Here is a 20,878-nt window from a genome sequence, read left to right as displayed (position 1 = left end):
ATTTCTCACCCGGACACTCGATACCCGACACCTGATACCCGATATCTGGTTAACCAGGTAACTAGGAAGCGTGACATTACCCCTGACTGCTGACGGGTTCTCGCTGCGTTAGCCGATAGACCAAGGCTCGCCATGCAAACTTAGGTAATGCCATCATTCGTCGCCAGCGCCAGGGTTCTTTGTAGAGACGGTAAACCCACTCCAGATGGTTATTTCGCAACCATTCAGGGGCGCGAGTTTTCACACCTGCCCAGATATCTAAACTGCCACCCACCCCAATCCAGATGGCATGGGGGCAAAGATGGCGATGTTCGGCAATCCAAAATTCCTGACGGGGTACCCCCAAACCGACCAAAATCAGTCGGGGTTGCCGATCTTTCAAGGTTTGCTGAAGTGCCAGATCCAGTTCAGGGGTGAGGTAGCCGTGATGGGTTCCGGCGATCGCTAACCCTGGCGCTTGCTTTTGCCAGACTTCAGCCGCCTGTTCAGCCACATCGGGCGCACTGCCAAAGAAAAAGACTGAACCCAACTCCGGAGAAGCTCCAAACTCGCAGAGTAGGGATTCCGCCAGTTCAATTCCGGGACAGCGCTGCATTTGCTGACCTTGCAGCATCAAATACAGAACAATCCCCGAACCATCTGGAATCACCAGATCTGCCTGATGAATTACACTTGCCAGACGGGGATTTTCCTCTGCTTGCATGGTCATCTCGGCATTCAGGGTGACTACATGAGTCCCCAACTGCTGTTGCGCCCGTGATGTTAGCCAGCTTGAATAATTTTGCAGTAGATGAACGGGCACCCCCAAGACAGGAAATATTTTGGGTGATTCCGGTTGAACCCTATTTTTCACAACGCCTCCTCACGCCTCCCTATCAAGCAATAGATTCTACCCTATTTCAACCGTGTGGGAGCGATCGCAAAAACATAACTCTTTACAGTCCAATTATATCGAGCGTGGCTTCATCCCCAATCGTTCCAACAGCTTTCTGTCCTCCGTGCTATCAGGATTTGCCGTAGTGAGTAAAACAGGTCCCATAAAGATGGAGTTTGCACCTGCCATTAAACACAGCGCTTGCAGCTCATCACTCATGCATAGCCGACCCGCTGATAAACGTACCATTGCCTTTGGAAACAGGATGCGGGTTGTCGCAATCATTCTTACCAATTCAATCGGTTCGACGGGTGGAGCATCTTGCAGCGGAGTACCTGCCACTGGCACCAAACAGTTGATCGGGATAGATTCAGGGGTTGCATCCAGTCCAGATAGTGCTTCCAGCAGTTCCAACCGATCTTGCACCGATTCCCCCATTCCCAAAATTCCCCCACAGCAAACCGAGATTCCGGCTTCACTGACTACGCGAATCGTTTCCAACCGATCTTGATAAGTCCGGGTGGTAATAACCTTGCCATAGTGAGCAGGGGAGGTATCCAGATTGTGGTTGTAGGCAGTCAGTCCAGCCTGCTTTAAGCGCTGCGCCTGGTCTGATTTGAGCATCCCCAAGGTGCAGCACACCTCCAGATCCAGAGCAGCAACCTGACGCACCATCTCCAGAACCCGCTCAAACTGGGGACCATCCTTGACCTCCCTCCAGGCGGCTCCCATACAGAAACGGGTCGCCCCATTCGCTTTTGCCACCTTTGCCTGAGCCACGACTTCCCCCAAATCCATCAACGGTTGAGGAGTCAGATCCGTAGGGTTATGAACGCTTTGAGAACAGTAAGCACAGTCCTCTGGACATGCCCCCGTCTTGATGCTGCATAAGGTGCAAAGCTGCACGGCATGAGGATCATGGTGTTCGCGATGGACACGCTGCGCCTCAAACAGCAAATCTGGTAAGGGTTGATGATAAATCTGAGTGATGCGTTCAATCGTTCTGGTCAGCGTTTTAGACATTATGGGGTTTCCAATAGAGCCAATTTCTGTAAGGGCACTAGCGATCATCTCCTTACAGATTCAAAGGTCGTTTCGCTAGATTACCCCGTTTCCAGGACTTCTGGATGAACAAATTGGTAGCCTGCCGCCCTCAGCTTTTGGTTGGAAACGCTGGCATTGTAAGGACGGGTGCTGGGTTGGGACGGATCCCAGGAAACTGCCGGTAAGTCGTTCTGAGTACAAACCCTGTCCAAAAGCTGCCGTACTGGAAGCGGAACATTGCCAACCAGGTTATAAACCCCCTCTAGCTGCTGTTGACGGGCAAACTCAATCGCTCCCACGATATCGTCCAGATGAACCCAGTTGGAAGGCTCATCTCCACTTCCCGGACGGATAGTGCCCGCTGCCCGCCCAAAGATTTTGACCAGTTCTCGACCGGGACCGTAAATCCCGCCCAGTCTAAAAACACAAACTTTTCCATGGGCAGAAAGTAAAACTTGCTCTGTCTCTGCCAGAATTTCACCATTGCGGTTGGCAGGGGAAATTGCCGATGCCTCGTCCACCCATGCCCCACCCTGATCGCCATACACCGCATAGCTGCCCGTATAGATGACCTGTTGCACCGTCGGAGCATCTTTGAGTGCTTCTACCAGCGTTCTGGCAGTCCCCAGATAGGTATCTTCATAAGCATCCGCATTACGTGCTCCCAGGCTCAGCAAAACAGTCGTTTGGTCTTGCAGGAGCGATCGCATCTTTGCCAGATCTGTCCCCTTTAACAGCACTACCCGTTGGGCGATGCCTTCCAGTTCAGATACCCGCGTGATTGTTGTGGTCGTAGCGGTGACTTGCAGCGTTGGCTGCCAACGTTGAGCCACTGCTTTACCGACATATCCACAGCCAATGATTACCGCCGATGTCAACGGACTCTCTCCAGGAATTCAATCATGACGAAGAAGGGTGAGGGGTGTTCGCCTTTGGCGTTCCCGCAGGGTGGGGTGCGGGGTCTCTTGTTGCTTCTGTGCTGAATTTAAGTCTTACTGCCTGTTAACAGCCTTGCTGCAACTACACCCCCAATAAAGCCAAACAAATGCCCCTCCCAGGAAATCCCATATTGCATGGGAAGTACCCCCCACAGGAGGCTCCCGTACAGCGTCCCCACCCCCAACGAAACTGCAATCGAGATAGCACTCCGCTCAAAAAATCCCCGTAGTAGCAAGTAACCCAAGTAACCAAAAATCACGCCGCTGGCTCCAATGTGAACCCCAGGAGAGCCAAACAGCCAGGTACCCAAGCCGCTAATCAACCCGGCAATCAGCGTGACCCAAAGGAAGTCTCTGATTTCCCGCAGCATAATCAGCCAGCCCAGGATGATAAAGGGAATTGTGTTTCCGATCAAATGGGGAATGCTGCCGTGGAGAAAAGGCGCAAACAAAACACCCCGCAGCCCAATCAGGTTACGGGGAATGATTCCATAAAAATCCAGTGTGGTTTGAAAGAAAGGGCGGAGGATTACCTGGTCAAAAATCTCCAGTGTCCACATCAACCCCACCAGACCGACCAGAATCACAACCTGGGTCTTCAACTCATGGGCGATCGCCCTTCCTTCTTCCTTGCTCATGCTGCCTCTGCTGTCTCTGGGATGAAAGCGCTTTCTCTACCATAATCGACGAATGCCGGAAGGTCATCCTGTAGGTGAGGGGTGAGGAGTGATTAGTTGTTGGTTGGTAGTTGTTAGTTGTTAGTTCAGTAATTCGGTGCTCGGTGGTTAGGTGATTTCCAGGGAAGAAACCACCTAATGATTGTGGGATGGGCAAAGGGCTTTACCCGCGCCCATCCGCTCAACGTTTGGTGATGGGCACGCACGCTTTGCCCATCCTACGCTGGCTGCTTTTACCTATCAGCCACCTTCCAGCTCTCAACTCAAAACTCTCAACTCAAAACTCTCTTCCCTATTTCCCATCACCGAGTAAAAACTCCTTGACAAACATTACTGTGGCGTAGAACTGAAAATCGGCATTGGCTTTTTTGGCAAAGCCGTGCCCCTCATCTTTCGCCATCAGATACCAGACCGGAGTGTTATTTTTGCGGATAGTTTCGACAATTTGCTCTGCTTCATTCAAAGGCACACGGGGATCGTTTTTACCATGGACGACAAACAGGGGATTCCGAATTTTGTCGGCGTTGTTGAGGGGTGATATTTTGAGCAGAAATTCCCGCATTTTTGGGTCGCGCTCGTCGCCATACTCCACCCGACGCAGGTCACGGCGGTATTCTTCGGTACGCTCCAAAAAGGTGACAAAGTTAGAGATACCAACAACGTCGATCGCGGCACGGATGCGATCGCTGTACAGCGTCGATACTGCTAGAGACATATAGCCACCGTAGCTCCCACCTGTGACCAAAATTCGATCCGTATCCAGTTCGGGTTGGGTCGCAATCCAGTCTAGCAATGCGCCAATGTCTTTTACCGAGTCTTCCCGCAGGTAGCCATTATCCAATTTGAGGAAGGTTTTGCCATAGCCGGAGGAACCCCGCACATTGGGAAACAGCAGTGCTACACCCAATTCATTCAGGTAGAAGTTGTAGCGCCCCAGAAAACCTGGGCGAGACTGGCTTTCCGGTCCACCGTGGATATCGATCATGACGGGACGTTTGCCCGTGAAACGAGCCGGTGGACGATAGAGGAATCCAGAAATCGTGCGTCCATCAAAACTCTTCCAGCGTAACAATTCTGGTTCTGAGAAGTTTTCCGTATTGATGCCGCCTGTCTCGCTTTCTGTCCAACGATCGAGTTTACTGGTCGCCAGATCCAGGGAGTAAATATCCGCTGTGGACCGGGCAGAAACGAGGGTAAATCCAAGCTCCTGGCTGTTGGGTCGCCAGTTAATACCAAAGATCTGTCCGATGGGAAGCTGGGGCAGGGGGATTTCTTTCCGGGTCGCAGTATCCAGCACATGCAGCACGGCAATTCCATCTTCGTTAGTGACAAAAGCAAGCAGCTTACCGTCACGGGTAAGGTCGAAATCCTCCACATCCCAGTTAATCTGACTCGTGAGATTGGTGTAGGTTTTGGTCGCAAAATCAAAATAATCGAGATGCTGGAATTCGGACTCGCGATCGCTGACGACAAACATGCCCTGACCGTCCTTGCTAAACACCGCTCCCTGGTAGGAAACTGGCTCTTTCCCTTTAGGCGTTAGCTGAGTTCGTTCTCCTGTTTCCGTATTGAACAGCCAGAGGTAGCTTTCATTGGCAGAGATAAATTCAATCCCTAAAAGCTGGCGATCGTCCGGCGACCAATCTAGAGGATACCAGCCACCCCCCTCAAGTTGGGTCAAGAGACGGTTTGAGTCTGGCTTTTGAGGGTTGATGATGTAGAAATCATTGTCTTTACCTGTGCGGCGAGTAGAGGTATAAATCATCCGATCGCCTGCTGTTGACCAGACCCCCCGGCTATTTTTGGACTTGCCATCAGTCAACAGCGTGATATCCCCGGTTGCCAGGTCATAACGATAGTTCTGGTTAAACTCGCTACCCCCAATGTCCTTACTGAAAACGAAGTAGTTTGCTTCGGTGGGGGAGTAGCTTGCCCCAGATGGGGCATCGGCAAAGAAGGTAAGCTGTCTACGTGCGCCCAGGGGAAATCTCACCTGATGAACCTGGGCAGTATTCCCGAACCGGGTTGAAATCAACATCTCGCGCTGAGTAGGATGCCAGCTTGACAGGCGTGCCCCCCGAAACTCTGTGTAGCGATTCACTTGCTCAACCAGCGTCAAAGGAATTGGAGGAATTCCTTGTACCACAAGATTTTCAGCGGGAGAAAGTGTCTCAGCTTGTACAGGTCCCATACCGACTACGCTCAAAAGTAAAGTCAGGATTACAGCCAGAATGGCTCGACAACGTTGCATCATTCCCCTTCAGACAACACTGCACCAGACTCTAACCTGAGCTGGGGTTAATCAGCAACCCAAAGGAGCGTCTTACAGCAGTTTTCAGATGCGTAGACCACAGTAAAGACGGGGAGTAGGGAATCGTGTGGATTAACCAAATGAAACCGCTGTAATTGAAGGGACGAGCACTGTAACTATTAAATGAGAACATAACAGCAATCTCACACCCATTTGATAGTCCGTAGCCATTTCCAAACCCCCGTGCCCCGGCGAACCATCACTCCTTGGCTCTGTTCTTTGGCGATCGCCATCAGCTCATCCGTCGTAAAGCTATAGCCTAATTGCTCGGTCACTCTTAAAAAATCTTCCGGGCTGGAAACCCCCTCAAATTTACTCCGCAACGCTTCATCATCGGCAACCGCTTCTAGAAAGCGATTGGCACTCTCAATAGACATCCCGAAATCTCCTTCTGGTATGCGTATCCCTGGATCATTCTTCTACCGTTATACTGCCCTAAATCAACCTGAGTTTAGCGAAGGTTAGCCGAAGAATCGCTTCAAGTGATAAAGAGGGTATTCTGTTGTTTAAGATCGCATAGGTTCGCAAGGACTGGGGGAGCTTTCGGAACAATTTGAGAGAAGGGTTGAGGAGGGGAGGGATAAGTGATGGAGAGGGGTTAAACCTGACTATTCATTACTGATCATTACTGACTACTAAATTTCTGACTTAATTTGCGATCGCCTCCTGTAAAGGCTCATGAACCGCCACCTTACTAGAAGAGGTCTGTGCCACTGGAGTATTTAGCCGATTCAATAAGTAACTGTACAGGCGCTCATCTGCCTGAAAGTAAAGGGTTAAACCACCTCGCCGCTCTTCTGCAAGGACAATTTGAACTTGTTGTCGGGGAGATACTAAAAAATTAATCCAGTCTGCTAGCTTGCGATTGGGGAGGCTGAGCTTACCAATCCGGGAACCATCATCCGTTTCAACTACACAGAACTGAACTTGAGCAGGCATCTGACTATCCTCATAAATCTTGTTTCCATCAGTGTAGCTCGATTGCGAATAAAATAGTACACTTGTATTAAAATATTAACCTTGATATTCTGGGATGGTTAGATGAATTCCTACGCTAGTTAATGTATTCCCGTTCATATCAGAATCTGGCAATGGCTAACAGGCTAATGTAGCCTTGCTGATTCCCCATTCATCGATTCCCGATTTCCCCAAAAGCCTGGGAAAATTGCTTCAGTTTATGATCCATCCTTTGTTCCACTCTACTTTCAATCCCTGGTATGTCTAAGCCAGACAATCTCGATCGCGAGAGCAGTTCAGCCCGTTATCTGGGTTATGTCATCGGTGGTTTAGTTACGGTTGGGATCACGTTTACCCTACTGCGGATGTTGCTGCCAGTGCTACGGGTGTTGATCCCGGTGATAGTTGGAGGATGGATCTGGCGGCGCTGGCAAAAAGCCCAGAGAAATCAGCAAGAACACTTGAATGATGTTTTCTATCAACTAATTCGGGAGCACCAGGGACGAATTACGGTGCTGGATTTTGCGATGAATACCAAGTTACCCGCGATCGCCGCCCGCGAGTATTTGGATGATCGGGCAAAGGAATTTGCTGCCCATTTTGAAGTCACGGAGCGAGGGGATGTATTTTATCTGTTTCCCACTTTGAAGGCATGGGGTTCTCAATCTTCCAATCCATTCAGCATCCATCCCAAAGCAGACCCCCAGGGCAATGAAAAGTCCTTAACGGCTGAAGCACTCACCCAGGCACAACTGGCAAGGCGGTTAGGGGTCTCTGCCGGTGTGGTCAGCCGCAAGAAGCTTGCGCCAGATCTGGCAGAATGGACCAGGAACCGCGATCCAGATGGGGTTGCTTGGGCATATCTGGAGCAGAGCCGACGTTTCCTTCCAATGGGTGCCAATCATTCAAGGTCTTAACGACCCGGAACTGGATGCACTGGCTGGCTTCCTGCCGTAACAGCTCGCTATCGGGGAAATGCCGTTGTAGAAACTGGATCAGCCCTTTGAATGTGCGAAAGTGCCATCTTGCCCGCTGCAATAGCCGTCCATCCGGGTTAATTTCCGAAATCTGTAATTGATACTTGCCAACCTGCTGATTGGAACCGTTGAGGCAAATAATTTGGTGTTGATAGCGTGTAGATGACATAGGTATAGAGCAACAATCTGGTAATGCTTACCTTCCTATGGTCGCTAAATTTCCTTCAACCCGAAGTGAGTGGTAGCAGGGTATAAGAATGACCTTTATCCGGAGAAGTCGTGACTTAACCATTTGTTATCGAGTGATGGAATATCCCTCCAAAGACTGATTAAAGTCACATGCGATCGCAGGCAAAAAAGCATGTGGGGCTGAATAGCAGTATGAAATATAGCTATAGCCAACTGATTTAGGACGGGGTACAGGGGTGGAACCCCTGGCTGGGGGCAGCGCCCCACACCCCCTTTAACCCCAACGTACTAAGCAACCTGGCGATAGCTATAGAACAAAGGTCCAATTCATACAACCTCTAATTCATACCCAAAATCAGCAATGCCCATTTTTCAATCATCAATGTATAAAAAAAGCCCTGCTTTAGCAGGGCTTTCCCAAAGATTTAGAGTATCAGGAGCAGGTAAAACCAACTCCAAGAAACTTAGAACGTAAAGGTTGTTCTCAGCGTTCCAATCAGAGCATTCGTATCACCAATATCGCTTTGACCCGCATTGATGATGTAAATAATGCCAGGTGTGATGGAAATGTTATCCGTCAACTGCCACTTGTAGAAGCCTTCCAGGTGAATAGGCATTTTGTTTTGCAGGTTGCCTAAGCCATACTGGGCAGGATTACCCACATAAGGCTCAATTCCAGCAAACAAGCCAAGGAGGTTACCCTTCTTGCCAAAGTCAGCAAAGGCAACACCACCACCAAAGCTCCAGATCTCGGCTGAACCAAAGCCATCACCAATGTCATCAGCGTTGACATAGGTTCCAAATGCATTGATGGAAATGTTAGGACCTAGCTTGAAGTAGCCAGATGCACCATAGGCGTTAACTTGAGTGGGGAATTTACCCAGCAATCCACCAGTGATGGGGTCAAACCCAAAGAATCCATTAGAAAAGATAGTGCCGGAAGAAGGAAGACCGCTGCCCGCATCGAAAATAGCTCCACGACGGTAAGCATTGACATAGGTTAGACCCACACCAAAGTTTCCGGTATCAAAGCCGACCTGACCAAGGGCTGCATAGCTGCCATCAAACAGACCAAACTTGGCAGAGGGAACGTTAGCAGCAAAAGTACCCGCCGTTCCAGAACCATCTGAACCATCAGCCAGGTAACCACCGCTGACCTTGATGTTACCGAAGTTGAATGAAGTTCCAATACCTGAACCACCACCAATCAGGTAGATGGGGTTACGTTGAGCAAAGATAGAAAGTGGTCCGGTTCCACCATCAAATGCTTCAAAGTAGCCAGAGAAGGTAGGGGCATAGTCATAGTGGAGACCCCCGATCGCTGGGACGTAGAATTGCAGGTTCTCTCCAATTGGGAAGAAGTAGGCAACCCAATCAGCAAAGACCTGGTTTCCACCGGTATTGCCAAAGTTGAAAGTTTGAATCCCTTCAGCGCCACCACCAGGGATGGAAAACAGATCGGCATTACCGGCTGCAAGACGGGTAACCAACAGATCCTTACCTGTGAAGCTGGTGTTCAACGCCAGACGAACCCTGTTCTGGAAAACAGTATTGTTTGAGTTTGCGCCATTATCGAGGAATTCATCGGTGACAGCAAAGATGACTTCCCCAGCCAGCTTGGTGGTGGTAGAGAATTGCTGTCTCTCAAGAGTGGCTGTCCGAGCTTCCAGGGCATCCACGCGACCACGTAAAACTGCCAGTTCAGCCGCGAACTCTTCTTGAAGTCTTTGCAGCACTGCCAGGTCTTCTTTCTTGACCAGATCAGCGGTACCCGCAGCAATCAGCTCGTTGACTCGATCCATACAGGCATTCAAACCAGCGGCAAACTCGTAACGAGTCATTGCCTGGTTACCACGGTAGGTTCTGTCGGGATAACCTACAATACATCCGTACCGTTCAACCAAGGATTGCAATGCCTGGAATGCCCAGTCAGTGGGTCGCACGTCAGTCAACTGAGAAACTGAGGTGACCTGCCCCATTTGGTTTGCTGAAGCACGACCTTCACGCCCATAACGGTTGAGCTGATCCAGGGTGTTGACACTCGCAGGAGAAACCGTTTCAGGTGCAGCCTGTGCCACTGAAATTGGTTCAGGTTTGATGGTAGAAAGCTCGGTTGCAGAAAGCTCAGTTGCAGAAAACTCATTGCTGACGGGAGCAAAATTGCTTTCAGGTAACTGAACGAGCTCTGAAACACTACCCAAATCGACGGATGACGCTTCAGTAAGCTTTGCATCCGCCGCCATTGCAGAAGACGAAACTGCTAAAGCAGCACCCAACATAGCAGGGCTGAACAGCAGAGATTTCAACAGAAATTTTGACATTTTTCCTCCTCACACCGGATATAGAGCGACTGTTGAGGCCATCTATAGCTAGTTACATTGATCTCACGACATTCAAGCTTTAGCGTAATCCAGAATAGTTTTTGGATCAAGAGTGAATTGTGTGATTTGTAACACTTCTCTTAATAATACCCAATCTCTATCTAAGGTATACCAAAGTTTCCAGGATATTCAGCCAATTAGAAAAGACCTTAAAGATATGACAAAGTAAGGGCTGAATCGGAACTATGCTTCAATTTCCTGAATCGCGAAGGGAGGACGTTGGTGGTTCCAGGGTTTTGCCGCTTCTAGCTGGGCGGCAAGGGCAATTAAAGTGGACTCGGAAGCGGGGGCACCAACGAGTTGTACGCCGATGGGAAGACCGTTCGGGGCAAATCCTGTTGGAAGGGCGATCGCAGGCTGCCCTGAGGCATTAAAGGGGGGGCAAGGACCAACCCAATAGACGATATGCTTCAGGGTTTTGGCAGGGCTGAGTTTTGCCCATTCGCCAATCCGAATGGTGGGATGCATGTAAACGGGCATGACCATGACATCAATAGGGCTGAAGCTTTCCACAATCCGCCTGGACGTGATCTGCATTTGGTCAACCGCCCGCAGGTATTTACCACAGGAAGCAAAGCGGGAACGGATCCGTAGCCAGCGACACGTTCTGCTTAGGACAAACTCTGGAATTTTGGCTTCGTCAAGAATTGCTTGCCAGATGATGGTGAACGGGTCAATCAGGTCGCTCAGGTCAGGCAAGCTTCCTGATTCGACAGAATGCCCCAGGTCTGCCAGCAGGTGGGCAGTATCAAGAACTGCCTGCTGGCAGGCGGGATCTGCTCCGCCTAAGGGTTGTAAAGCATTGACAAACGCGATACGCAGGCGTTCTGGGGGTTTTTCTGTCGAGGCTTGAAAGGAGGGAACCGGATCGGGTAACCAGTAGGGATCACCGGGAGTATAGCCAGACATAACATCCAGTAGGGCGGCGGCATCGGCAACGGTGCGGCCGAGGGGACCATTGGTGGCAATGCCGCTCAGGCGATCGCCGAAGGGAGCCATGCTGACCCGCCCCCGTGAAGGCTTGATCCCCACCAAGCCACAACAGGAAGCGGGACCCCGAATTGAACCGCCTCCATCAGAACCTTGGGCAATTGGGCATAACCCCGCTGCCAGTGCCGCCGCTGCACCACCGCTGGAACCGCCAGGGGTGTAGTCCAGGTTCCAGGGGTTACGGGCGGGTGGGAAGCCTGGAGGTTCGCTGTAGGGAAACATCCCCATTTCTGAGGTGGTCGTTTTGCCAAGAATGACAAATCCGGCTTGCCGAATGCGGGTGACCATGCCATCGTCTTCAGCCACAATCCGCTTTTTGAGGACACGCAGTCCATAGGTGCAGGGCATTCCGGCAACCGCATTCAAGTCCTTAATTGAAATCGGAACGCCAAAGAAGGGTGGAAGGGTGGTGGTATCGCCAGTCAATTGTTCAGTTTTGGTTTTGGCATCGGCGATCGCCTGCTCTGCGGCGATCGTCACATAGCTGCCCAAGCTAGGATTCAAGCGCTCAATCCGTTGCAGATAAAGCTCGACCAGTTCCAGCGGCGAAATTTCTTTTTCACGAATCAGTCGCGCCTGTTCTAACGCCGGGGTGAAAGCTAAATCGGTTGAGTTCATGCTTTTAACGTCAGGGAAACACATTGCTGCGACATTAGCCAGAAATGCTGAGTTTCAAGCCGCAACCACCATTTTATTCAAGCTTTTTACAGCACTCTTCAGGCGAGTGCCACACAGGCGATGCTTTTAGATTAATGCGAAACAAGGGATTGGTGTGGCATACACAAATGAAAATGGCTGTACGTTCCGGTTTGGATGAAGATCTCTGCCCTGGTTTCAAGGGGCTCCTTTCAAAGATCCCAGCTAAGTCAGGCTTAAACATGGGTCATCTGAGCAGGTTGTCTTTGCAGTACCTCTCTGTAAAGAGTTTCTAGCTGAGTAATGTTATTGCTCAGGGTATAGCGTTCTTTTACCCGACGACGAGCGTTTTGACCCAGCAAGGTTGTCCATGCGGTATGGTCACTTAGCTGAGGTAACAGGGTTCTCAGTTGGGCTGATACTCCCTGGGTTTTGAGGATAACACCGGCTTCCTGTTCCAGCACTTCTCCATCTGCCCCGGCATCGGTGGCAACACAGGCAAGCCCACACGCCATTGCTTCCAGGAGAGAGAGGGAAAGCCCTTCGACGAGAGAGGGCAAAACAAAGACATCACACCCACGCAGGATTTCGATGCGCTGATTCTCATCCGCAATAAAGCCCATCCAAATAATGCCGTGTTCAGGACCATAAAAAGGAATCAGGGATGCTGCCAGGGGACCGTGATTGCCTACAATTAAAAGTTTGGCGCGGGGATCCAGACGTGCCTGTTTCCAGGCTTTTAGCAGCGACTCAACATTCTTTTCGGGGGCAATCCGTCCCTGGTAGACAAATAGGCGATCGGCATCCAGTTGGGTCTTCAGGCGAGAGAAGCCAGGAGAATATTTCTTTACGTCAACTCCATTCGGAATGACCGCTACTTTAGCCGGGGGAACGCCCAGCCGAATCAACAATTCTCGTTGGATGTGGGAAAAAACAATCACCCGGTCATATCTTGCCAGAAATGGAGCATAGAGCTGGTAAGTCAGGTGCTGGGTACCAGAGGTCAGGTTACGCAATTTGCGATCGAAGGCTGGGTGAAAGGTGGCAATCAGGGGAACTTTCAGATCGGCGCAGATTTCTGGCAACAGAAAGTCAAGCGGAGAAAGGGTCAACGACGCATGGACCAAATCGGGCTTGAGATCTTCTAGCGAGTGGCGCAGAATTTTGCTGGATCGGAGGGTTGGAATGGTGTAAACCTGGGATTTATAGAGAAAAGGAATCGGGATTTCTTGACAGTCGGGCCAGGTATCAGGGGGTGGCTCGTCCTGGGTGAAGTGGAAGAAACTAACCTGGTAGCTTCGATCTAAAAGGGCGTTGGTAACCTCTCGACCGTAGGTAACGTTGCCACAAAAAGGTGTTTTTTTTCCAAGCCAGGCAATATGCATTCGGGTTTGTTGCAATGGTGGGGTTAAGTTCAATGCACAGCAATCAAACAACCCGTCTTTAGCGAACTAAGTCCCAAGATCGCCAGCAAATCTCAACAATCTGGGGTTTTAGCAACTTGAAGGGACTTTCATAAAAGTATCGGTTGCCTGGAGGTAGGGGGTTCGGTCGATGAATGGCTATGCACCAGACAATCTGACTGAAGTAAACCCAACTGTACAGACGAAGACCGATTCTTTATAAACTTCCTGAAGGGTTATTTTTGAGTTGATCCTGTACGCGAAATATACCAGGTAAATACCCCGCCTGTGACCACAAGCACGGCAAGACCTATGAACACAACCCGTAAGCCCAAAAAGGTTTCTGCCAAACCTGCCAGCGCTAGGGGCAGACTCAAGGCAATATTAATAGCGTTGTTTTGCAGCCCAAAAACCTTGCCCCGCATTTCTTCAGGGGTTTCTTCTTGAATAGTGGTTTGCATGGGTACGCCAACCACTGCCGCAAAGGCTCCTAGGAGAGTAATCAGTGCCAGTGCAGGAACAAGTTGCTCTGAAAAGACAGATAAGCCTAGTAGGGAAGCTGCCATTCCAGCAGAACCGACAATGCTGAGCTGGTAATGGGGAAAGCGTTGTCCAAACTGTCCAATAAAAGTTGCTCCGATCGCCATTCCTACACCGCCTGCTGCCAATAAAAAGCCAAATTGAGAGGCTTTGATGGCAGGCATGATCTCTGCCAGTCGAACCGAGAGCACTGCCAATGCAGCAAAGACTGAGAATAGGATTACCAATTGCAGCATGGCACTACGAACCCGCTGTTGCTGCTTCAGATAGCGAATGCCGTCGCGAATATCCTGGAAAACGTGGGGGGTTTCCGTAGTTGCTTCCGAATCTTCCGAATCTTCCCAATCATGACTACCATTTGTGGTGCCATTTAACCCATTTAACAGAGAAAAGCTCCAGGTTTTTTCGCGGGTTTTAAGTAAAAGCAGAATGAGTCCGGCGATCGCGTAACCGCTACCCACCACCAGTTCCTTACCCAGCCCGATCGCAGTCCAGCCCAGATGAGTCATCAGGTTGTCTGCCAGCGCCAGCAGTGGCTCACCCACGGCAAAACCAATGATGACCGAAGCCATCATCGTCGTGGTATAAAGGGAATTTGCCGATAGGAGATGACGACGCTCGACTACAAGTGGGATGGCAGACTGCTCTGCCGGAGCGAAGAACTGGGTCAAGGTAGAAACCAGGAAAGTAATCCCCAGTAGAATGCAGAAGCCAACGGGTAAACCTGCCAGGGGTGCCCACCCCTTAGACAGCCAGAGCAGGGGCAACAGCATAAAGACTAACCCTCCCCGCAGCAGATTGGTCAGCACCAATACGGTTTTCTTGGACCACCGATCGACAAATACCCCAGCCACAGAGCCAAACAGAACGGCGGGAATTGTGAACGCAATCATAATCGAGGAAACCCAACCACTGATGGTTTGATCGCCGCTCTGAAACCGACTGGCAATCAGCGCAATCATCAGCACCAGATAAACCTTATCTGCCAATTGAGAAAAGACCTGACCGCTCCACAGAATTAAAAAGTTACGGTTCCTCAGAACCGGGAGGAAGCCGCGCTCTAGCTCATCCTCCTCCGGCAAAATTGCTTCTGGCTCTGCTGTAGAAACCGCCAGCGGAGCCGGTGAACCACCGTTACCCTCGTGCCGAGACTCGGCTACAGACGACCGCGGGGAAGCACTGTCGGTTTCAAGGAAATCTTCTTCTGCACGAAACATGGGTAAAGAACTCTCCCCATCAAGCATATCCCCTGCCATGACTGGCTTGTTTGCACTCTCATCTGACATCCGATGAATTAGGGGACCGGATGATGTCTGCAATTCGTTGCAGACTTTTGAAGCAGGGGGTGATTTACCCAGCCCCTTAATATTGTCGCTCAGGTCTGGGTGATTTAGCGATCGCATCATTGATGCTTCTAAATCCGAGTTGGACAGTTGCATCATGGCTCAGGATGTCAAAGAGTATTCAGTGGAGGCAAAGCAGGCATCTACTAGAGTAGCGGAGCGGATGGGACGATCAAAATGATACTGGGCATAGTAGCGCAAGACACGCTCGATTAATTGCCATACGCCTTCAGATTGAGCAAATTCAGTGCTGTTAAATCCCAGGCTGGCGGTCTGGGGCAATTCTGCCTGAGCCAACTGTTGCAATAGAGCCAGCTCTGGGGCAGTGATTTGAGTATGCAGCAACAGCGGGGATGAGTGGCGAATGGTTCGTTCCGCCGAAGTCCCTAAAAAAGGCTTGGCTGGTTGCCCCTCTGCCACTCTCATGGGAGTTTGAGAAACAGAGGTGCCCCTATTCGCTGTGTAGGTACTCCCTGAACCAGGTACACCAGAACTTTTCTGAACTGGCTTTGGCTTTTTTTCTGCCTTCAGTTTCTCCAAGGATTCCAGGGTGACCGTCCCTCCAGATGGAATGCTGAAACCAATTCTCCAGGAGGAATCTGCAATGTCAGGGATCAGGGGTTGGCGGGTAACGCAGCAGAGATGTACTTGTGGGGCAATGCCTGCCAGAATCAGCAGTTGAAAAATCGCGTGAGTCAGGTGGGGTAGTACAAGGGAAAGGGGAGCACGCTCTAATCGCTTGAGATGTTCACTTAGTAAGCAAAAAAGTTCTTCCTGGGGCTGGTCGCTTAACGCCTGGTAAAGGCAGAGTTCTGCCAAATATTGGCTTGCCGTTAGCTTCTTTAAATCCTGGCTGAGTCCTGGGTAGGATTCCAGCGTTTCTGCCTGGGTAAGCTTGTCAAGCGATCGCCCCTTAGCAATTAGTAAATTATTGACGACAAACAAACTACTTCGTCCAGCCAAACTGGAGTTGTGTTTCCGAGATCCCATCGCAATAATGCGCAGTAGACCAAACTCACGGGTCAAAACCGTCAGCAGCCGATCGGTTTCACCCATTGGCATGCTTTTGAGATTGATTCCTGTAGCTTTATAGGTGCGACTCATTAAAACAGGGATTTGATTAGACAGCTTATTGTAAGCCGGAGCAGGGGGGATTAAGTTGTTGGTTGTTAGAGAGGAGAGGAGGAGTAGAGGAGTTAGGAGTCATTGGTCATTGGCATCTACAGATAACAAATAACAAATGACAAACAACTCTTAACTCTTAACTTCTTCACTTAATTTATTTTCTTCTCTCCTATCTTTAACCTCTTCTCCCTCATCCTTCATCCTTCTCTGGGCTACTGTGCTGATGAATGAGTTCAACACCACGGGAGGTACCCAGGCGGGTTGCGCCTGCAATAATTAAATCAATGGCTTGTTCAAGCGTGCGGATACCGCCGGAAGCTTTGATACCCAATCGGTCTTTGGTAATTTCCTTCAAAAGACGGATGTCTGCGATCGTAGCACCTCCGTATAACCCCGTACTAGTTTTGAGAAAGGCGGCTCCAGCATCCATACAAAGTTCTGCTGCCAGGCGCTTTTCAGCCTCAGTTAACAGGGCCATTTCTAAAATCGCTTTTACCATTTGCCCGGTTTCTTCGCGAATCTCAGCAATTTCTCGGTAAACTTCATCCGTTTTACCCGCTTTCAGCCAGCCCAGGTTGATTACCACATCTAGTTCTGTAGCGCCATTCTCGGCAGCCTCCTGCGCCTCATAGAGTTTCACAGCCGAGGTGGTTGCACCGTAGGGAAAGCCAATCACAGCACAGACCCGTGGCCGTTTGCCATGCAACAGGTTAGCTGCCAATTTGACATAGGTTGGTTGCATACAGACAGACGCAAAGCCGTACTGATCGGCATCTGCACACCATTGCTCTACCTGTTCGGGAATAGCCGTTGGGATCAGGAGAGCATGGTCAATAAAGGTAGCAATGTTGATTTCTGGCTGGGATCCGGGCATTGGGAAGGGGGGAGATGGGGAAGGTGGGGCGCAGGGGAAGGGTTTGGAGTTGAGAGTTTTGAGTTTTTTGGAAACTTTGAAAAGGGAGTCGAGTAACTCTATGGCTCCTGGGTATTAACAGCTAGTAACCAACCACTAACAACTAACAACGAATATTACCCAGATAGTTGTAACCTGGAATGGAATGCAACTCTAGAGTTTCAGGGAATTAAGCGCCCTCCTTATTATGGCTTCAACGAACCACGTTTATCCGGTTATCTGGAATGATGAGTCTTCGCAGGATACGCTACATGGGCGTGTCCTGTTGATTGACCAAACCCGCTTGCCCAATGAGTATGCCGTGGTTGATATCCATCGCTATGAAGATATGGCTTGGGCAATTGAAACGATGATTGTGCGGGGTGCTCCAGCGATCGGAGTAGCGGCTGCCTATGGGATATACCTGGGTGCAAGGGAAATTAAAACGATCGATCGCAGCGAGTTTTTGACCCAATTGGACCAGGTGGCACAGCGGTTGCGATCGACCCGTCCAACCGCCGTGAATTTGTTTTGGGCGATCGACCGGATGATGAAAACTGCCCAGCAAACGCTGGGATCGGTCGAACACTTAAAAGCTACCCTGCTGGAAACTGCTAAAGCCATTAATGCCGCCGATTTACGCACCTGCCAGCAGATTGGGGATTATGGTCTGGATGCATTACCCGCCAATCCTGAAAAGCTCCGAATTCTGACTCACTGTAATGCAGGCGCACTGGCAACCGCAGGCTACGGAACCGCCCTAGGTGTTGTTCGTTCTACCTGGGCAGCGGGTCGGCTAGAACGAGTGTTTGCTGATGAAACCCGTCCCCGTTTACAGGGAGCCAAGCTGACTGCTTGGGAATGCGTTCAAGAGGGAATTCCAGTTACGGTGATCACAGACAACATGGCGGCTCACTGTATGCAGCGAGGCATGATTGATGCAGTGGTGGTGGGTGCCGATCGCATCGCTGCCAACGGTGATACGGCTAATAAAATTGGCACCTATAGTGTGGCGCTAGTTGCCAGAGCGCACAACATTCCATTTTTCGTTGCCGCCCCTTTGTCAACCATCGACTTCGCGATCGCAAACGGTAGCCAGATCCCGATTGAAGAACGTCACCCCAGCGAAATTTACGCGATCGGCGAAACAGTCATCTGTCCCACGGGTGCCGATTTCTACAATCCTGCCTTCGACGTAACGCCCGCAAACTTAATCACAGCCATCATCACGGAGTATGGCGCGATCGCACCAGCCGATTTACAGAATCAACTAGCTTCCAAAAGTAGCCTTCCAGTCCGGGAGATTTCACCTTTAGACAGGTCGCTTAAAATTCAAGGGGGTTGATAGATCGCCTGATCTGCCCTTCCTAACCGCTCTAACCGGCTAAAATAAAGGCTTGGGTTTCCCTGAACAGCCTCAGCTATGAACGTGCCTGTTGAATTTCTTGATTCCTTTGATGTGGTGGTGATTGGAGCCGGTCACTCCGGTTGCGAAGCTGCCCTGGCAACGGCTCGACTGGGCTGTCGTACCCTCTTACTAACGCTTAACTTAGACAAGATTGCATGGCAACCTTGCAATCCGGCTGTGGGCGGTCCAGCCAAGTCCCAACTAGTGCATGAGGTGGATGCGCTAGGTGGCGAAATTGGCAAAATGGCTGACCGTACTTATCTGCAAAAGCGTGTGCTTAATTCTTCCAGAGGTCCCGCAGTATGGGCATTACGAGCACAGACGGACAAGCGCGAGTATGCGGCTGTAATGAAAAGCATTGTGGACAACCAGGAGAATTTGTCTGTTCGCGAAGGCATGGCGACTGATCTGGTTCTGGGCAAAAATGATGAGGTAATTGGGGTTCAGACCTATTTTGGTGTGGCGTTTCAGTGCAAAGCAGCTATCCTCACAACCGGAACCTTTCTGGGTGGCCGCATCTGGGTTGGCAACAAGTCAATGGCAGCAGGGCGGGCAGGCGAGTTTGCAGCGGAAGGGCTGACGGATACACTCAAGCGTCTGGGATTTGAAACAGGACGGCTAAAAACGGGAACTCCCGCACGGGTTGATCGCCGCTCGATTAACTTTGACATTTTGGAACCCCAACCCAGTGATCCAGAAACTCGCTGGTTCAGTTTTGATCCGGCAGTCTGGGTCGAACGGGAATCGATGGACTGTCATATCACCCGCACGACTGCCGAAACCCATCGCATCATTCGAGAAAACTTGCACCTGTCGCCAGTCTATGGCGGTTGGGTCGATGCCAAAGGTCCCCGCTACTGCCCCAGTATTGAGGACAAAATTGTGCGCTTTGCCGATAAAGAAAGCCACCAGATCTTCTTGGAACCAGAAGGGCGAGAGATTCCAGAAATTTATGTCCAGGGCTTTTCCACCGGACTACCAGAACCCGTTCAGTTGCAGATGCTGCGATCGCTCCCCGGTCTGGAAAACTGTATCATGCTGCGCCCTGCTTATGCAGTGGAGTATGACTTTCTCCCGGCAACCCAGTGCTACCCCACCCTCATGACCAAAAAGATTGAAGGACTATTTTGTGCTGGACAGATCAACGGCACGACTGGCTATGAAGAAGCGGCAGCGCAAGGGTTTGTAGCGGGTGTCAATGCCGCCAGATTTGTGCGGGGGCAAGAAATGATTACCTTCCTGCGTGAGCAGAGTTATATGGGTACGCTGATTGATGACCTGTGTACCAAAGATTTGCGCGAACCCTACCGGATGCTGACCTCGAGATCGGAGTATCGGTTACTGTTGCGATCGGACAATGCTGATCAACGCCTGACACCACTAGGGCGGGAAATTGGGCTAATTGATGAGCGGCGCTGGAACTTGTTTATCCATAAACAAAAACAAATTGTGGCTGAGAAGGAGCGGTTGCACGAAAACCGTGTGAAAGAACTGGATCCCCTGGGTCAGGAAATCGCTGCCTATACTCAGCAGGCAATCAAAGGTTCAATTACCCTGGCAGATCTGTTGCGACGACCCGGTTTCCACTATGCCGATCTGGAGCGGTTTGGTTTGGAGAATGGGGAACTAGACCGTGCCGAAAAAGAAGGGGCTGAAATTGATATTAAGTACTCTGGCTACATTCAGCGGCAACAAAATCAGATTGACCAGATTGCCCGTCAGGAACATCGCAAACTGCCCGTGGATCTGGATTACCACACTATTGAAACCCTGTCCAAAGAAGCTCGCGAAAAGCTCTCTAAAGTTCGCCCGCTGACGGTTGGGCAAGCTTCCCGCATTGGTGGGGTCAATCCTGCGGATGTGAATGCACTGCTAATTTATTTAGAGATTCAATCCCGTCTTCATAGCCAGTTGCCAACCAATGTCTAGGCTGCCTAATACCAGAGACGATAAGACTGGCACCCTGTCTGAAAATTTATCAGACAGGGTGCCAGTTGAGCCTGCTGTAATGCCCGCTGCCCTGTTCTCTAAAATACCCGGCGAATAAGCAATACAGCCTGACGAAAGATGGTGTCACGATAACAACCATTGCGATTACTCTGCTATGCCGCGTCATTGGATAAAGTCAATCTCACCGCATAGCCAGATCAGGTAAGAAGTCTTCATCATAGAAAGGGGCTTTTTATGATTTAG

Annotated in this window: 16 protein-coding genes; 3 read left to right on the top strand and 13 right to left on the bottom strand. The window is 50.4% G+C overall.

The genetic code is table 11. From position 1 onward, the window contains the following. Positions 1-76: 76 nt before the first annotated feature. The 7 genes from AC1S52_RS24895 to AC1S52_RS24865 form a co-directional block, all read right to left on the bottom strand. On the bottom strand, positions 77-853 hold the full coding sequence (locus tag AC1S52_RS24895; protein WP_482031736.1) for a WecB/TagA/CpsF family glycosyltransferase: 777 nt from the start codon (positions 851-853) through the stop codon (positions 77-79). Positions 854-946: 93 nt separating this feature from the next. Continuing rightward, a complete protein-coding gene (gene bioB / locus AC1S52_RS24890) occupies positions 947-1,897 on the bottom strand; it encodes a biotin synthase BioB (RefSeq protein ID WP_482031735.1) in 951 nt (316 codons plus the stop codon). An 80-nt stretch (positions 1,898-1,977) separates the two neighbouring features. Continuing rightward, positions 1,978-2,796: an NAD-dependent epimerase/dehydratase family protein gene (locus tag AC1S52_RS24885; protein ID WP_482031734.1), complete on the bottom strand. Its 819-nt coding sequence runs from the start codon at positions 2,794-2,796 to the stop codon at positions 1,978-1,980. A gap of 107 nt (positions 2,797-2,903) precedes the next feature. After that, positions 2,904-3,494: a rhomboid family intramembrane serine protease gene (locus tag AC1S52_RS24880; protein ID WP_482031733.1), complete on the bottom strand. Its 591-nt coding sequence runs from the start codon at positions 3,492-3,494 to the stop codon at positions 2,904-2,906. Between the two features lie 331 nt (positions 3,495-3,825). Beyond that, positions 3,826-5,787 (bottom strand): S9 family peptidase, encoded by a 1,962-nt coding sequence (locus tag AC1S52_RS24875; RefSeq protein WP_482031732.1) that lies wholly within the window; start codon positions 5,785-5,787, stop codon positions 3,826-3,828. Between the two features lie 200 nt (positions 5,788-5,987). Beyond that, a complete protein-coding gene (locus AC1S52_RS24870) occupies positions 5,988-6,221 on the bottom strand; it encodes a Nif11-like leader peptide family natural product precursor (protein WP_482031731.1) in 234 nt (77 codons plus the stop codon). 271 nt (positions 6,222-6,492) lie between these two features. Next, on the bottom strand, positions 6,493-6,783 hold the full coding sequence (locus AC1S52_RS24865; RefSeq protein ID WP_482031730.1) for a hypothetical protein: 291 nt from the start codon (positions 6,781-6,783) through the stop codon (positions 6,493-6,495). A gap of 278 nt (positions 6,784-7,061) precedes the next feature. Between AC1S52_RS24865 and AC1S52_RS24860 the strand changes: the two genes are divergently transcribed. Then, positions 7,062-7,718, top strand: coding sequence for a hypothetical protein (locus AC1S52_RS24860; RefSeq protein ID WP_482031729.1), 657 nt, complete (start codon positions 7,062-7,064; stop codon positions 7,716-7,718). 713 nt (positions 7,719-8,431) lie between these two features. Here AC1S52_RS24860 and AC1S52_RS24855 read toward each other — a convergent pair. The 6 genes from AC1S52_RS24855 to deoC all read right to left on the bottom strand — a co-directional run bounded on the left by AC1S52_RS24855 (position 8,432) and on the right by deoC (position 17,259). Then, positions 8,432-10,288 (bottom strand): iron uptake porin, encoded by a 1,857-nt coding sequence (locus tag AC1S52_RS24855; protein WP_482031728.1) that lies wholly within the window; start codon positions 10,286-10,288, stop codon positions 8,432-8,434. A 243-nt stretch (positions 10,289-10,531) separates the two neighbouring features. Beyond that, on the bottom strand, positions 10,532-11,956 hold the full coding sequence (locus tag AC1S52_RS24850) for an amidase (RefSeq protein ID WP_482031727.1): 1,425 nt from the start codon (positions 11,954-11,956) through the stop codon (positions 10,532-10,534). Positions 11,957-12,210: 254 nt separating this feature from the next. After that, positions 12,211-13,359, bottom strand: coding sequence for a glycosyltransferase family 4 protein (locus AC1S52_RS24845; RefSeq protein ID WP_482031726.1), 1,149 nt, complete (start codon positions 13,357-13,359; stop codon positions 12,211-12,213). A 254-nt stretch (positions 13,360-13,613) separates the two neighbouring features. After that, entirely contained in the window at positions 13,614-15,359 is a 1,746-nt protein-coding gene (locus AC1S52_RS24840; protein ID WP_482031725.1) for an MFS transporter, read from the bottom strand. A 3-nt stretch (positions 15,360-15,362) separates the two neighbouring features. Then, positions 15,363-16,364, bottom strand: coding sequence for a DNA repair protein RecO (gene recO / locus AC1S52_RS24835; RefSeq protein ID WP_482031724.1), 1,002 nt, complete (start codon positions 16,362-16,364; stop codon positions 15,363-15,365). Between the two features lie 211 nt (positions 16,365-16,575). Then, positions 16,576-17,259 carry a deoxyribose-phosphate aldolase gene (gene deoC / locus AC1S52_RS24830; protein WP_482031723.1) on the bottom strand — a complete coding sequence of 228 codons (684 nt, stop codon included), beginning with the start codon at positions 17,257-17,259 and terminating at the stop codon, positions 16,576-16,578. A 226-nt stretch (positions 17,260-17,485) separates the two neighbouring features. On the opposite strand from deoC, the gene mtnA reads away from it, so the two are divergent. Both mtnA and mnmG read left to right on the top strand, forming a co-directional pair. Next, positions 17,486-18,622 (top strand): S-methyl-5-thioribose-1-phosphate isomerase, encoded by a 1,137-nt coding sequence (mtnA, locus tag AC1S52_RS24825; protein WP_482031722.1) that lies wholly within the window; start codon positions 17,486-17,488, stop codon positions 18,620-18,622. A gap of 78 nt (positions 18,623-18,700) precedes the next feature. Continuing rightward, positions 18,701-20,614 (top strand): tRNA uridine-5-carboxymethylaminomethyl(34) synthesis enzyme MnmG, encoded by a 1,914-nt coding sequence (gene mnmG, locus AC1S52_RS24820; protein WP_482031721.1) that lies wholly within the window; start codon positions 18,701-18,703, stop codon positions 20,612-20,614. The last annotated feature ends 264 nt before the right edge of the window (positions 20,615-20,878 follow it).

Source organism: Kovacikia sp. CALU 1929 (genome assembly GCF_056784235.1).
The sequence above is the reverse complement of the archived record's forward strand: the minus strand, read 5'-3'. Positions and strand labels throughout refer to the sequence as shown.